The organism is Microvirga sp. P5_D2 (assembly GCF_054049475.1).
In genome coordinates this window covers 39,338-55,009 of sequence record NZ_JBFUMH010000018.1, presented here as the reverse complement: position 1 = coordinate 55,009, position 15,672 = coordinate 39,338, and the positions used below count along the sequence as shown (strand labels likewise).

Below are 15,672 nucleotides of genomic sequence, written 5' to 3'. Positions count from 1 at the left end.
ATGTCGTGACGTAAACCAGGCAAAGCAAAAGGCCCACGAAGCTGGAAACTTCGAGGGCCTTTGGAGACCCACCGAGGGGTGGGCGTAAGCGAATGTGTTGCAGCATCCTTATGCCATCCCGACAAGCTGAGTGTCAAGAGCATCGGTTTCGGTGAGCGCTCCCGCTTTGCCCTCAACATGGAGGGTACGATGCAACTCGCATCGTCAGGAGGCCGGCGGCTGAGACATGCTGCTCTGGCCACGAGAGAACTTGCGCTCGAAGCAGGGCGCACAGTAACGCGTAAAGAACTGTCCGCGGCGGCCAGGGATTCCGTAAAAGCTTTGGAACTACCGACCACTCCCCGGGTGGTCCTGTCGGAACTCGTGGCCTGCTGGGGCGAGCAGGACTGGGAGCGCCTCCTAGTCTGGCCATCCAACGACTATCTCGTCGGCCGGACGGGGCTGACGGATCGCGCCATCAGGAAGTCCATCCGTAGGCTAACTGATCTCGGGCTGATCATTCCCAAAGATTCCCCAAACGGGAAGCGCTATGCCATCAAAGATTTAGCAGGTGAGATTATCGATGCCTTCGGCTTCGATCTGACGCCGGTCTATGCCCGACGGGGCGAGTGGACCAAGCTGTTGATTGAGCAGAAGCAGTTGCGGCAGACCCAAAAGCAAGCCTTCGATGAGGTTACCATTTGCCGGCGAGCGACCGAAGAGGCAATCAGCGCCCTTGCCGAGCATTATCCGGAGTTCGATCGGACCGCTCTGGAAGAGGATCTGAAAGCTCTTAAAGCCAGAACCCCAGCCCGCTCGAAAGCTTCTCTTCCCGCAAGTATCCTTGACGATTGGTCTCTGTTGAGAAGTCGCGCCGAACAGGCCTTTTTAGATACGGGCAATGGAGGAACCAGATTCCGGCACAATAATAACAACAACGGATCTCCTAGTGAGTCTTGTAACAACGGCTTTCCGAAGAAAGCTGAGGCGGTTCTTCCAAACGAACAAACCGCGGAGCACCTATCACCAGAATTGATCCTTGAGGCTTGCCCCACCCTGGGCGACTACGGCCAACCGGTGCAGGACCTGAGCGATATCGTGGCCGCCGGGCGCTACCTGCGGGCCTCCCTCGGAGCGCACGAGAGTGCCTGGGCCGAGGCGGTGGAAGACATTGGCACTGTCAGGGCGGCCATAGCCGTGATCTACGTCCTGCAGCTCTACGAGGACGACGTCGCCAAGAACGGCGGGGAAAGCCGGATCAAGAACCCGGGCGGCTACTTCCGCGCGCTAACCCGTATGGTGAAATCCGGGAAAATTGACCTCGCCGTCGAACTCTTGGCCATGAGGAGGCGAAGAATGTCGTAAGAGAGCTGGTCTTATCCTCAAGACACCATGACCGTCGTGTGTGCACCGGACACCTGTTAGCGAAGCGGTCCTCGGTCTCAGTTGCAGATCGGTCGGACAAGCACAGCTCCACCCGTGATGAGGGCACAGCCGTCAGCGAGGTTGGTCACACAGGAGGCTTTGATCGGAAAGGGCGGCCAACAGACTTCATCACTGATGTGAATCGTTAGAGCTCAAAGGATTCAGGACTTTGATTGGACCTCGTCCATGTGCCCGCGCGACACTGGCGCATGGCTCAAGACACGATCCAATATCTGATCCTTCACAGGTGTGATCCAAGCTGCAACATGGCTCGCTACTATGTCCTGTCGATCGAGCGCAGCCTGTTTGGTGATGCTACCCTGATCCGTGAGTGGGGCCGCATTGGTCGACCAGGCCAGCGGAGGGTCGAGCTCTACGAAAACCAGTCATGTGCAATGGAAGCCCTCGAGACCTGGCTCCGGCGAAAGCGGCGACGCGGCTATCTGCTCAGAGGCGGGCAGGTGGGGCCGTATCCCTAGCCAGTACAATTTCAACTTCTGCGACGCCTGAGTTACCCGTAGACCTAACCCGGAGTGAATGATTGCTAGCTAAAACAACGGGCGCGTCACCAAAGCTATAGCGCTCCAAAGCTGAAATGTGGCATTCTCGTGGCAAGTATCGCCGTGTAGGGAAGTTTGATGATGCGTTGGGTTTTGCTACTGATCGCCTTGTTCGCCATGGCGGAACCGGCGGTTGCTCAACGTCGACCCGCTGGCTATCAGCAAGCCGAGCAAAGTTTCTCCCAGCTGACAATCGATGAGCGGATCAAGCTTCAGGTCCTGCTGACCGCCAACGGATACTGGCCTGCCGTTCCGAACGTGAACTTCAGCAACCGGCTCTTCGAGGCCATCTCGAATTACCAGCGGGACTACGGGCGGATCACGAATGGGTCCGTTGATGCAGACCTGTTCGGGCAGGTGCTCAATAGCGCGATGCCTCTTTTGCAGACATGGAATATCCGTCCCATCCCCCATCCCAGCCGTGGCCATCCGATTTGGGTGCCGCTCGGCCTTGGACTGGTTGCGAAGAGAGACGAGAACGGCATCTCCTGGTCAGATCCCCAGGGTCGGGCATCCCTGGCCTATTCGTATTTCGGCGGCACGACTCTCGTCGCGAACTACCAGAGTCTCCTCGAGAAGGTTCTGTCCGAGGGCGGCAGGGTCCACTACAAGATCCTGAAGCCGGACTTCTTCGTCGTATCGATGTCCACAGCCAATGGTCTCGATGCCTATATCCGGTTCCATGAGGATGGGCGTGGCGTGCTGGGCTTCTTTCTGTTCTGGCAGGGCAGCGAAACCCACCTTCACATGGAGCGGGTGGCAACCCTCATTTCTGGTTCCCTCTGGGCAACCATGACGGGGGCTCCCTTCACCGAGGCTCCGACGATGACGCCGCCTCAGGAAACGGTCGCGGTCGCTCGCCCCTCAGAACCTAAAGCTCCTGCACCAACGCCGAAGGTGGAAGCTGACGGAAAAAGTTCGTCTTCGGGTACCGGGTTCTTCGTGTCCCGCGAGGGGCATGTGCTGACGAATGCTCATGTCGTGGATCGCTGCTCATCCATCGATGTGAAGGCCGACAACGGTGATGTTGTCTCCGGTAGAGTTCTGGCCAAAGACAGCACCAATGACCTTGCTCTCCTCAGAACGCCTTTAAGGCCCAGCAAGGTAGCAGGTATGCGACTGGGTATCCGGCTCGGCGAGGGAGTTGCTGCATTTGGCTTCCCGCTGACCACGCTTCTGTCCAGTTCGGGCAACTTCACCCTTGGCAATGTCACGGCCCTCTCCGGGCTCAAGGATGACAGCAGGTACCTTCAGGTGTCGGCCCCGGTGCAGCCCGGAAACTCGGGTGGTCCGCTCTTTGACCAGAACGGCAATGTCGTAGGTGTCGTATCGGCCAAACTCAATGCTCTCAATGTGATGGTCGCAACGAATGGCGACATTCCTCAGAACGTCAACTTCGCCATCAAGGGATCGCTGGCGGCCAGCTTCCTGGAGAGCAGTCAGGTATCTGTCGAGCAGGGCACAGCGAGCCAGGTCGTGGCCCCAGCCGACCTCGCCGATCAGGCCAAGCAGATCAGTGTGCTGATACGATGCGAATAATCAGAAATTGAAGACCAGCCAATCCATTCCTGACCATTCAAAGATTCGATCTGAAAAATGAGTTTGCGTTCCGCTCTAGTCGCTTTTGCCTTCATCGCGTTGACATCACCTGTGACAGCTCAATCCCTCTCAGGTCAGGCCGATGTTATCGACGTAGACACCATTGCCATCCGAGGCGAGAAAGCCCGCATCCGCCTGTATGGCGTTGACGGCCCGGAAAGCCAGCAGATCTGCAATGACGCATCCGGAGCTCGGTATCTTTGTGGCTCAAAGGCAGCCGATGCGCTCGCGTCAATCATCGGCCGCAACGGTCGGGTAACCTGCAACGAACAGGACCGGGATCGTTACGGTCGCATCGTCGCCACCTGCGAGGCCAATGGCCGGGACATCGGTGGCCAACTCATCCGACAGGGCTGGGCGGTCGAATACACTCAATACTCCGATGGCCGCTATTCTGGCGAGGAGGACGAAGCCCGACGGGCGAAGCGCGGTCTGTGGGCGGGCACCTTCGTCAAGCCGTGGGGGTGGCGCCGTGGTGAACGGCTGCCCAACGAGGCCTCGACAGGATCGGACCACCAGTGTGCCATCAAGGGCAACATCTCAAGCTCGGAGCGGATCTACCATCTGCCGGGCAGCCGTAACTACGCTCGCACGACCATCGATGAAGCCAAGGGCGAGCGCTGGTTTTGTTCAGAGGATGAAGCCAAAGCCGCCGGCTGGCGTGCGCCAAGAGGGTAGGGGGAAAACGCAATGCTGAAATCACTTGTCTTTGGGCTGGTCGTGGCAGGAAGCCAGCTTGGATCCGCGCTTGCCTTCGATCAACCTGGCTCGTCGCCTCTTCTCGACAGGCTGGAGAACCTGCGGCCCTTCCAAGTTGCCCAAGCCAGATCCTGCAAGGCAGCCAGCACATGCCGGGAAGCTGTTCAGATGTGGTGCGGCGGCTACCGTCGGGCCGATGCCGACAGTGACGGGATCCCTTGCGAGAATGTCTGTAGCTCGCGCTCGGAAGTCGAGAAGATCAAAGGCGAGATCGACTGTTAAAGCCCTGTCCCAGTTCGGATTAGTGCGTTCGTAGAAGCCAACCGAGGGCGAGACGACCGCCATGGATGTGACGCCGAGCTGCGAAGCGGTAGCCTGCTCAGTGCTTGGCTCGAGAATATCGGGCCAATGGCAAGTAGCCAGTCTTAATGGCAAAGCGTTTTGTGTTGCCTGCAATCTACGCTAAGCGAATTCCTGCCACTATGAGGGCAGCCTCCAGTTGATGCGTGTCTTGAGTTGAGATTTAGTTCAGGAGATTTCTCTCCTGATTATGGTTTCCAATGTCACTTGTAGAAGATGCTTCCGTCTTTCAGAGCAATCTGCCACTTGAGACGAAGCTTGATCGGGCGAGGATGGAGCTGCTGGACCTCTCGGCCCGGAACCGCCTCCTGAACATCCCGCGATTTTCCAAGAGTGCAAAGACGATCGAGATCGTCGACGAGAAGACCTCTGAGATTTTCCGGCTGCTGGTGCGGGACGGAAAGGCCTTCACTTTTGTCCCTGGGCGCGAGGATCGCGACGGGGCAGAGGAGGAGGATCCATCCTCAGTCGAGCTGACGCAGCCGGAGGAGGCTGACGAAATCGACGTGCGAGGGGTATCACGGCGCCATGCCGACACGAAACTCCAGACGCGGATGACCCCGAAGGGGCTTCAGAAGCGCCTGCTCGATCTCTACTACGATGCGCGCACGCTCGAGGAGGAGCAGGGCGTCAACATCCTCTTCCTTGCGCTGGGAACGCTGAAGTGGATCGATCCCAACAACAAGGACAACATCCGATACGCCCCGCTGATCCTCCTTCCCGTCAGCCTTGATCGCGGCACGGCGGGCGAGAAATTTCGCCTGCGCTGGCGGCAGGAGGATCCAGCCTCAAACCTCTCCCTAGAGGCCTACCTCGACCGCGTACACGCCCTGAAGCTCCCGGAGTTCGAGCCAGGAGATGACTTCGACCCGGCAGCGTACATGGCCGAGGTCGCCGATGCGGTCTCGACGAAGCGGGAATGGTCAGTAAACCCTGATGATGTCGTCCTCGGCTTCTTCTCCTTCGCCAAGTTCCTGATGTACCGGGATCTCGATCCTGAAAGCTGGCCGGCGGACAGCAAGCTGACGGAGCAGCCGCTCATCCGCGGACTGCTTGCGGACGGGTTCTCCGCGCGCGATGAGCTCCTCTCCGAGGATGTGAATATCGATGCTCACATCTCACCATCGGAGATGCTGCACATTGTCGACAGCGATGGGTCGCAGACATTGGCCGTCCACGATGTGCGCAAGGGCCGCAACCTCGTCATCCAAGGACCGCCCGGAACGGGCAAGTCACAGACGATCGCGAACGTGATCGCGTCCGCCGTGGCGGATGGAAAGACCGTCCTCTTCGTCGCGGAGAAGATGGCTGCCTTGGAAGTCGTGAAACGACGCCTCGACCAAGCGGGCGTCGGCGACGCGTGCCTTGAACTCCATAGCAACAAAGCGAACAAACGAATCCTCCTCGAGGAACTGCGCCGGACATGGGATCTCGGCTCGCCACGGGGAGAGTTCCCCGGATCGTTGACGGGCAGGTTGGTCGAGGCCCGGGATGTGCTGAACGGACACGCCACGCGACTGCACCGTCGCCATGCTCCCTCGGAGCTCAGCCCCTATCAGGTTCTTGGGCATCTCGTCCGCTTGAGACAAGCAGGCCAGCGTCCCGTCGACCTGACACTGGATGGACCAACAACGTGGTCGCCGGACGATCTCAGCGAGCGTCGCCGCATCCTTCACGAGCTGGTTCAGCGGGTCGAGGACATCGGGTTACCGGCGCGTCATCCCTGGAACGGGGTCGGCCTCGATATGATCCTCCCGACCACACTCGAGCGGCTGGTTCCCCGGATCGAGGGCCTGAAGGCACGTATAGACGCTTTGCGGGTCGAAGTCGGCGAGCTTGCCCGCACACTCGAGCACCCGGATCCCGGCACGTTCGACGACGTCGTGCCACTTCGCGAGCTGGCGGATGTACTGGCGGCCGCACCAACCCTGTCCGCCGATGCCCTCGCGGCTTCGGTCTGGGACGAACATGCGGATGGAATTCGAGGGCTCGTCGCCTTGGGCTTCGATTTCGAGCGGAGGGCACGAGAGCTTGCACCGTCGGTTTCTACAGAAGCTCTCCAAACCTCAGTCGACGGCTTGGAGGCGCAGCTCGCGTGGTTGCCCCAGGATTTTCCGGCCAGCGCCTTTGATCGGATGCGCAGACTGGCGGACCTGTTGCTGCGCCTGTGGACTGATGCGGAACGGCTGAAGCGGGAATTGGGGGCGACGGGCGAGGTCGACACCTTCGCCGCAGTCTCGCGTCTCGTGTCGATGGGCGAGCGGGTTGCCGCCGCGCCGGACGCCAGTCCCGAGGCTTTCGCGGCGGCCATCTGGGATCAGGGTGTCGAGCAGGCTGGCGATCTTACTGACGCTGTCGCGGTTCTCGAGACCGTTCGTGCCCAAGTCGGAGACCGTCTCCTCGACGTGGCCTGGAACACCGACGTCGCTGCCGCGCGGCAGGCGCTCGCGATGAACACCGGGCTGTTCCGGTACTTCAGCGGTGATTGGCGCAAGGCCAGGGCGCTGGTCCGGACGATCGTCCGGACCCCGGACATGCCAGCGCCGGAACTGATCGAACTGCTCGACCAGCTCATGAAGGGCCAAGCCGCAGCGAAAGCCATCAGGGACGGGGATGCATTCGGCCGGTCGGCCTTCGGCGCCGACTGGCGTGGGGAGCGTTCGGCGTCGGCACCCTTGGGAGCCCTCGTGGCATGGATGAGGACACTACGTGGTCTTGGCGCCGAACCGCGTCTGATCGCAGGCCGACTCGCGGAGCGATCCGAGGTGCGGGAGCGCTCGGCCCAGCTACAGCGGGTACTCGATGAGATCTCGCCCCTGCTGAAGTCGCTCTGGTCCGATCTCGGGTCCGTTGCGCCGGCTGCCTTCGATGGCGCGGCATCGATCGAGCACGCAAACCTCGGGCTCGTCGATGGTCGCGTGCGGGCGCTCGTGGCGGCCGATGACCTGAGCCGACAGGTTCTGCGCACCATGCCCGAGCGGTTGCCGGAACGTCTCGAGTTGATCCGCTCGCTGTTTGCCTGGCAGCAGGTGGCTCGCGCGCTCGCCGCGCGTGAGGATCTGGGACGGTCCGCGTTCGGAGAGGCATGGAACGGGATCTCCTCAGATTGGGAGCGCTTATCAGCTGCCGTGGACTGGATCACGCGGCACGGATCGCTGCGCTTCCTCGCGGCACGGCTCCCCGAACGACAGGAGGTCGCTGATCGGAGCCAGCGCGCCGAGAAGGATGCAAGCAGTATCTCGTCGGACCTTCGCGAACTCTTCTCTTCGTTGAAGAGCGGACCGACCCTGCTGTTTGGAGTGGCTTCCGACGGCGCCATGCCTCTGTCGGGCTTATCGGACCGGCTCGGACTCTGGCTTGCCAATACCGAGCAGCTTTCCAAGTGGGTATCGTATCGCGAGCGCGCGGACCGCGGCCACGCGTTGGGTCTCGGCACCATCATCGACCATCTCTCCGATGGCAGGCTTGAGACTGCTGCCGCACACGCGACCTTCGAGATGGCGTACTATGAGGCCATGCTGGCTGAGTTCGTGGCGAAGGAGCCGGACCTTGGGCGGTTCGACGGTAACCTCCACGGCCGGCTCGCCCGCGAGTTTGCGAACCTTGATCGGGAGCGCATTAAGGCAGCAAGCCTCGAGGTCGTGTGCGCCCACCACCGTCGCATCCCTTCACGTGACGGTGGTGTAGGTCCCGTTGGGGTCATTCGGGCGGAGATGGCCCGCCGGCGCGGCCATATGCCGATCCGCCAGCTCATGCAGAGGGCCGGTCCCGCTGTCCAGGCTTTGAAGCCCGTCCTGATGATGAGCCCGTTGTCCGTTGCGCAATTCCTGACACCCGGACGCATGACTTTCGACCTCCTCGTCATGGACGAGGCCAGTCAGATTCAGCCCGTCGACGCACTCGGTGCGATCGCGCGGTGCCGGCAAGTCGTTGTCGTCGGGGACGAGCGGCAGCTCCCACCGACGAAGTTCTTCGCGAAGATGACCGGGGGGCAGGCTGAGGATGATGACGGTGAGGGCGCTCAGGTCGCGGACATCGAGAGCATCCTTGGACTATTCTCGGCAAGAGGTCTTCCCCAGCGCATGCTGCGCTGGCACTACCGCAGCCGGCATCAGTCGCTCATCGCGGTCTCGAACAGCCAGTTCTACGAGAACAAGCTCTTCATCGTGCCCAGCCCCTACACTCAGGAAGCCGGGATGGGATTGCGGTTCCACCACGTTCCCAACGGCATTTTTGACTCTGGAGGGACCGGGACGAACGCGATCGAGGCGCGGACCGTAGCCGAGGCGATTATCCGACATGCCAAGACTCATCCCGGCCTTTCCCTCGGCGTGGCGACCTTCTCGGTGTCTCAGCGCCGAGCCATTCAGGATGAACTCGAGGTCCTCAGGCGGCTCAATCCCGACACCGAGGACTTCTTCCACGCCCATCCGAGCGAGCCGTTCTTCGTGAAGAATCTCGAAAACGTGCAGGGTGATGAGCGCGATGTGATCATGATCTCGGTGGGTTACGCCAGGAATCCCCAAGGCTACATGGCTATGCGCTTCGGTCCGTTGGGTGCCGACGGAGGCGAGCGCCGGCTTAACGTCCTGATCAGCCGTGCGAAGCGGCGCTGCGAGGTTTTCTCGTCCATTACGGACGAGGACATCGATCTTGAGAGAGCGAAGGGCAAGGGTGTCTTCGCGTTCAAGCTCTTCCTGCATTACGCCCGTACTGGCCGTCTGTCAGTGGCGCAGACGAGCGGGCGCGAGGCGGACAGCGTCTTCGAGGAGCAGGTGGCGAACGCGCTTCAGGCACGAGGCTACCAGGTCCACCCGCAGGTTGGCATTGCGGGCTTCTTCATCGACCTCGCGATCGCGGACCCGGAGCGGCCCGGCAGATACCTCATTGGCATCGAATGTGATGGTGCGGCCTACCACAGCTCGAGGTCGGCCCGGGACCGCGACAGGTTGCGACAAGCCGTCCTTGAGGATCACGGATGGATCATTCACCGGATCTGGAGCACCGACTGGTTCCAGCGGCCACAGGAGCAGTTGGAGCGCACCATCGCGGCAATCGAAGCGGCCAAAGTCGAACTCGACGAACGTATTGAACTCGGTGCCCAGCGCCATCGGGCGGTACCCGTGGAGGTCGTGACAGTCGAGCGGGCGGACGTGACCGAAATCGGTCTGGCCGATGTTGTAGAGGACGGGCTCTCCGAGCGGCTCTATGTCGAGGCGACGCCTTCCCGACCCGGGACATACGAACTGCACGAGACGCCTGTCGGGATCATGGCTGACCTGGTCGAGCAGGTGGTCAAGGTGGAGACCCCTGTCCACATCGATGAGGTGGTCGCGCGACTGAGAGGCACTTGGAGCCTGCAACGGGCTGGAGCAAGGATCCAGGCTGCTGTCGAAGAGGGTGTGAAACTGGCCGTTTCACGGGGACGTATCGAGCGAACGGGATCATTCCTGTTCCTCCCGGAAGCGGAGACGAAACTTCGCGACCGACGGAACGTGATGTCACCTGGGTTGCGCAAGCCGGAGATGATCGCACCAAGTGAGATTGCTGTCGGTGTCATTCAGGTTGTGACGACGAACCTCGGAGCGACCGATGAAGAGATTGCCCTGAGCATCTCGCGTCTTCTCGGCTTCAAAGCGACCAGCGCGCAGCTCAGAGGTGTCATCAGCCAAGTGGTTGATGGACTTCTTGTTGAGGGGAAGCTGGTTCGAGACGGAGTTATGCTGACTCTGGCGTCATCCGCAATAGAAGTGGGAGCCCCGCGAGCAGCCGAACAACTTGTAGGCTGGTAATTGCCGGGTGAAACGTCAAGGGGGATTCAGAGCACTGGCACCGTTTGTCGCTTATCCCGATGACGGCGCCAGTATGTCTGGCTGACCTGATCCGAGAACATTCAATCCTGAGTCCGTAAGCAGATAATCCGGTTTGAACGTCGGCATGACCGAGGCGGGTATATACCCGACGAAGGCCGGGGGTGTGAAAACCGGGGAAAACTATGCACCAGGCTTGCTCGTCGGAATGCTGAACGGCCAAGGTTGGCTCCCATCCGGAGCAACACGAGCCCAGCGTGAATTTCTCCTTTCTGCATGCCGCCGACCTTCATCTCGGAAGCCCTCTGCTTGGTCTTTCGGCCAAGGATCCCGAGATTGCACGGCGCTTCGCCTCTGCCAGCCGGGAGGCGTTCCATGCCCTGATTGACCAAGCAATCAGCGCGAAGGTTGCTTTCGCCGTCATTGCGGGGGACATCTACGATGGCGAGTGGAAGGACAATACCGTCGGGCTGTTTTTTAACCGGGAGATCTCCCGGCTGACCCGCGAGGGCATTCCGGTCTACGTCGTCAAAGGCAACCACGATGCGGAAAGTGTCGTCACCAAGACGATGCCGAAACCCGAGGGGGTGACCGTCTTCGGCACCAGGAAGGCGGAGACCCACCACATCGAGCACCTGAAGGTCGCAGTTCATGGCTGGAGCTATGAGGACCGCGCGACTGCGGCCGACTTCAGCCTCAGGTACCCGGCCGCGGTGCCGGGCTGGTTCAACATCGGCGTCCTGCACTCCTCATGCGAGGGCAAGTCGGCGCACGCCACCTACGCTCCGTGCTCAGTCCAAGAACTGGCGGCACATGAATACCAGTACTGGGCGCTCGGTCACATCCATGAGCACAGAGTGCTCAGCCAGAACCCTTGGATCGTCTACCCGGGGAATCTGCAAGGCAGGAGTGTCCGTGAACGTGGGGCGAAGGGCGCGGTGATCGTGGAAGTCAGGGATGGGGAGGTCCGCACGGTCGAAAGGGTCATTGTGGACAGCGCCCGGTGGGCAGCGATCGCTGTCGATGTTTCGAGCCTTGCAACCGATGCCGAAATTGCGGCTGCCATCCGCAGGGAAACCGAGAGCGCTACCGCTGACCTCGGTGAGCGCCTTCTCGCCTTGCGCATCACACTCACGGGTGAAACCCCCTTGCATGACCATCTGAGGGCTGCGGGCGGTACGTTGCGTGACGAGTTGCAGGCGGTCCTTCATCACATCCACGAGGATATATGGCTTGAGAAGCTGGAGATCCGGACCTCGGCTCTGGTGGTGCCGAAGGAGAACCAGTTGGGTGGTCTGGACCCGATCGCGATGCTCGCAGGCCTCTCCGATGACGCGGAACTGCGCCAGTCAGCTCACGAGATCGTGGGCGCATTGCTGGAAAAGCTTCCGCAGTCGTTCGCGGGGACTCCAGAACTGAACGACCTGGACATGCTGATGGCTGAGGCGCAAAGCCTCGTCGTAGCACGGGCCATGACTGGAAAGGCAGCTTGATCGATGCGACTGCGCAGTCTTGATCTCGAACGCTACGGCTCCTTCACCAACAAGCGCCTGACTTTCAGGACGGACGCACTGCTGCATGTAGTCTACGGACCGAATGAAGCCGGCAAGAGCACGTGCCTGTCCGCAATTGCGGATCTACTATTCGGATTCGAGAAGAGCACCGACTTCGACTTCCTGCACGACAGCAAGGATCTTCGTATCGGGGCCACTGTGGCGCGGGAGGACGGGACTGCGCTGACATTCAGGCGCCGCAAAGGATACAAGCGCACCCTTATCGACGCCCACGACAAGGAACTCGCAGACGACGCGCTTGTCCCATTCCTTGGCGGCATTGGCCGTGAGGTCTTCCTGCGCGCCTTCGGCCTGAATGCCGCGTCCCTCCGCGCAAGCGCAAAGGAACTTGGCGACAGTGATGGTGACCTCGCGACCGCATTGTTTACGGCGGCTTCCGGCCTGCGCGGATTTTCCGACATTCGCTCCCAATTGGACGCAGATGCGGCCAGATTGTTCGCCCCTCGCGCCAGGGATCGTCGCCTGCACCAGGCGCTGGGTCAGTATGAGGCTGCCCGCAAGACGATCAAGGACAAGGAGCTTCGCAGCAGCGACTACAAGGCGATCCTCTCCGAAATCGCCAGTGCCGAGGCGCGTCTGCACGAGATCAGTGAGCTGAAGGCCAACGGCATCGCGGACCTCGCTCGGCTCAAGCGGCTCAAGGCTGCACAACCCCTTATCCGGCAGATCGATGCCGAGATAGAGCGTTTGGAGGGCTTCGGAGCGCTCCCGCAGATCAGCAATGTCAACTTGAGGGAGCTCGAGACGGCTCTCGACCAGCATGACGAGGCGATCCGAGACTTGGAGAAGTCACGCCTTGAAGAGCGAGAGATCGAGCTGGAGCACGACAGCATTCGCGTCAATGACGAGCTTGTTGCCCAATCGGCCAGGATCGACGGTTTGTATTCCCGCGTCGAAGCCTATCGCCTAACGCTGCGCGATCGCCCGAGGGTTCAGGCCGAGGCGGCCAAGCTGGAAGGGGATCTCGCTGAACTAAGCGCGAGGCTCGGCTGCGGGCCTGGGAAGGACCTTGCTGAAAGGCGTCCAACTGATGCCGGGCTGGTCCGGGTCCAGGAACACATGGATCAAGGCCGCTCCCTGCTGGAACGGCTGACCGCCATCCGAGACACTTTGAGCGCGGAAGAGGCCACACTTAAGGCCCACGCCGGACGCCGCGCCAAAACCGATGCGCCTGTCGACCCGGCGCCGTTCCGCAGTCGCCTGTCCGCTCTGAAGCCCGACCTCAAGAAGGTCGAGAGCGGTAGGGCAGCGGCTGAGACGCTTGCAAGGGATATCCGTACCCTCCGCGAGGAAGCGGCTCGTCTGAGGCCTTCGATTGACAATCTGGAGGCGCTTGCCGCCGCTCCGCTACCGTCTACCGAGGACATCGAGCGTTATCGCTCTACCCTGGATGAGCTCACCGCGCGTTCGGCGCAGGAAACCGATCGGGTCAGGTCGTGCGAGGCAGGAGTCGAACAGCTCCGGGCTCAGCTCACTACGCTTCGTCGAGAGGGGGACGTGCCCACGCGGGAGCAACTGGATGCCACGAGGACGGAGCGTTGGGAGGCATGGAGCCTGATCCGCTCCGCGTTGTTCGGCGAGGAGGCGTTTCAGCCAGAGAAAGTTGCTGAAGGCGTATTTCGGTTTGAGCAACTCGTATCCGACGCCGATCGACTGGCCGACGACATCGCTGCCGACGCCGAGCGTGTCTTTACGATAGCGGATCTCAATCGCAGGCTGGAACAGGAAACCACAAAGGAAGCCGAGCTTGCCCGCGGTTTGGAAGAGATCGAGCGCGCGCGTGGGTCCGGGTTGGCCGAGTGGGAGGAGCTTTGGTCTCCCACCGGCGTCGTTCCGCTCGAGCCGAGGGACATGAAGTCTTGGCGCAGCGCGGYGACCTCGCTTCTGGAGCGCCGAGACACCCTCCGCGGGAGACAGGACGAACAGGCTTCCATTGAGGAGCACGGCCGCGCGCTGCTGGTGCCATTGAACGGACTCGCGAACGAGCTCAGGCTCGCACCCTATGAGGGAGCGGATGTCCTGATCATGGCCCGGTACGTGGAGGAGACGATCGAGGCCATGGCCAGGAGCTGGGCGGAGGCCCGGGAGGACGAAGCACTCCTTGCAGAGACCCGAAGACGAATAGGGGACCTCCAACAGGCTCAGGAGCAGGGCGAACAGGCTTGCGCGGAATGGCGGGTTTGCTTCGATAGGGCGGTAGCGGCGATCGGCCTGAAGCCGGGTGCGTCGCTGGCCGAAGCTGCGGCCGCCAGCGCCGCATGGCAGCGGCTGCCAGGCCTTCAGAAGGAACTCGACAGCCTCCGCAAGCGCGTCCGCGGAATGGAGCGGGACACGATCGGACCGTTTGAGAGCGAGGCTCGGGCGGTCGTTACCGACCTAGCTCCGGACCTAACTTCGCTTCCTCTCGACAGCGCGGTGAAGGAGCTCCAGGCTCGCGTCGGCGAGGCGAAGAAGGTCAGAGTTCTCCGTGAGGACCTAGGCATGCGTCTCACCCGTGCACGCGCCAAAGTTCGCACCACGAGTGAAGTCCGCGAGCGCGTGCAGAAAGCACTGGCGGAGGCAGCGTCCGCAGTGGATCAGCCGGCCGAAGCGGACCTGAGATCGCTGATTGCTGATATCAAGGCCCGTTCGGAGATCGAGGCTTTGCTCCGAGGACTTCGCCAGCAGCTAGGCGCAGCTACGGAGCAGCATAGCGAAGCAGAGTTGCGGGCAGCGCTCGCCGATTTCGATGCTGATCGTGCCGAGGCTGAGCTCATTCGGCTTACCGAAGCGAACACCCAACTCGACCAGGAAGGCAAGGAGGTCTACGCCGTCAGAGATCGGCACCAAACACGCTTGGCCGAAATCGAGGGCGGTGTCGGCGCTGAGGAGGCCCACCAGATGCGCCACGTTGCCGAGGCTCAAATCTTGGAGACTGCAAGGGAGTACTTGGTCCACAAGCTGGGCTCTCTCCTGATCGGTGCCGCCCTTGCCCGGCACCATGCGACGAACCAGAACCCCTTGATGACGAGAGCGGGTATTCTGTTCAATGCGCTAACTGCCGGAGCATTCACTGGCCTGGAGCAGGCAATCGGGGATGATGACGTTCCCCGCCTCACTGCCCGGCGCGCTTCCGGGACGACGCTCACCACAGGCGAGATGAGCGAGGGTACTGTCGATCAACTCTATCTTGCACTGCGTCTTGCCTACCTACAGGACTATGCGTCGAGGGCCGAGGCTGTTCCTTTCATCGGTGATGATCTGTTCGCGACGTTTGATGATGAAAGGGCCGGTCATGGTCTGGAGACCTTGGCGAGTTTCGGCCTCACGGTGCAGCCGATCCTGTTCACGCACCATTCCCACATCGTGGACATCGCACGGAGGCGGCTTGGGTCGAAGGTTGACGTAGTGGACCTCAGTGAGGTTCAGCTAGCGGCTCCAGCACGGGTCGCCCTCGCTGTTTGAAGGGCATTGAGAAGATCAGAACAATAGCACGATGATAGGTATGCCAATGTGCTGCGGGGTCCAGCAGCGGCTTCCCTCTACTGGTTAGGTCAGCCATGAAACACCTCGAGCCGGTTTGATCTGTCTCAGACTGAACTCGGACTTCTGGGATCAGCGGGCAAGCTGCACCGCGACAGTGTTCGGAACGGGCACGTGACAGGCCGCAGCCGAGTGGCTGTCCCA

At 61.2% G+C, this 15,672-nt stretch carries 8 protein-coding genes; all 8 read left to right on the top strand.

What is annotated here, in order from left to right:
* Positions 1-189 precede the first annotated feature (189 nt).
* Positions 190-1,344 (top strand): plasmid replication protein RepC, encoded by a 1,155-nt coding sequence (gene repC / locus ACXJKO_RS08285; protein WP_457090613.1) that lies wholly within the window; start codon positions 190-192, stop codon positions 1,342-1,344.
* 269 nt (positions 1,345-1,613) lie between these two features.
* Positions 1,614-1,883 (top strand): WGR domain-containing protein, encoded by a 270-nt coding sequence (locus tag ACXJKO_RS08280; RefSeq protein ID WP_457090612.1) that lies wholly within the window; start codon positions 1,614-1,616, stop codon positions 1,881-1,883.
* Positions 1,884-2,042: 159 nt separating this feature from the next.
* Positions 2,043-3,503 (top strand): trypsin-like peptidase domain-containing protein, encoded by a 1,461-nt coding sequence (locus tag ACXJKO_RS08275; protein WP_457090611.1) that lies wholly within the window; start codon positions 2,043-2,045, stop codon positions 3,501-3,503.
* Between the two features lie 57 nt (positions 3,504-3,560).
* Complete coding sequence (locus ACXJKO_RS08270) at positions 3,561-4,241, top strand: thermonuclease family protein (RefSeq protein WP_457090610.1); 681 nt, start codon at positions 3,561-3,563, stop codon at positions 4,239-4,241.
* A 12-nt stretch (positions 4,242-4,253) separates the two neighbouring features.
* Complete coding sequence (locus ACXJKO_RS08265) at positions 4,254-4,544, top strand: excalibur calcium-binding domain-containing protein (RefSeq protein WP_457090609.1); 291 nt, start codon at positions 4,254-4,256, stop codon at positions 4,542-4,544.
* Between the two features lie 278 nt (positions 4,545-4,822).
* Positions 4,823-10,414 (top strand): DUF3320 domain-containing protein, encoded by a 5,592-nt coding sequence (locus ACXJKO_RS08260; RefSeq protein WP_457090608.1) that lies wholly within the window; start codon positions 4,823-4,825, stop codon positions 10,412-10,414.
* A gap of 275 nt (positions 10,415-10,689) precedes the next feature.
* A complete protein-coding gene (locus ACXJKO_RS08255; RefSeq protein ID WP_457090607.1) occupies positions 10,690-11,925 on the top strand; it encodes a metallophosphoesterase family protein in 1,236 nt (411 codons plus the stop codon).
* 3 nt (positions 11,926-11,928) lie between these two features.
* Positions 11,929-15,450, top strand: coding sequence for an AAA family ATPase (locus ACXJKO_RS08250; RefSeq protein ID WP_457090606.1), 3,522 nt, complete (start codon positions 11,929-11,931; stop codon positions 15,448-15,450).
* Positions 15,451-15,672 lie beyond the last annotated feature (222 nt).

Coding starts and splice junctions, on each gene's coding strand:
- repC (WP_457090613.1), top strand. CDS start 190: ATGCAACTCGCATCGTCAGGAGGCCGGCGGCTGAGACATGCTGCTCTG.
- ACXJKO_RS08280 (WP_457090612.1), top strand. CDS start 1,614: ATGGCTCAAGACACGATCCAATATCTGATCCTTCACAGGTGTGATCCA.
- ACXJKO_RS08275 (WP_457090611.1), top strand. CDS start 2,043: ATGATGCGTTGGGTTTTGCTACTGATCGCCTTGTTCGCCATGGCGGAA.
- ACXJKO_RS08270 (WP_457090610.1), top strand. CDS start 3,561: ATGAGTTTGCGTTCCGCTCTAGTCGCTTTTGCCTTCATCGCGTTGACA.
- ACXJKO_RS08265 (WP_457090609.1), top strand. CDS start 4,254: ATGCTGAAATCACTTGTCTTTGGGCTGGTCGTGGCAGGAAGCCAGCTT.
- ACXJKO_RS08260 (WP_457090608.1), top strand. CDS start 4,823: ATGTCACTTGTAGAAGATGCTTCCGTCTTTCAGAGCAATCTGCCACTT.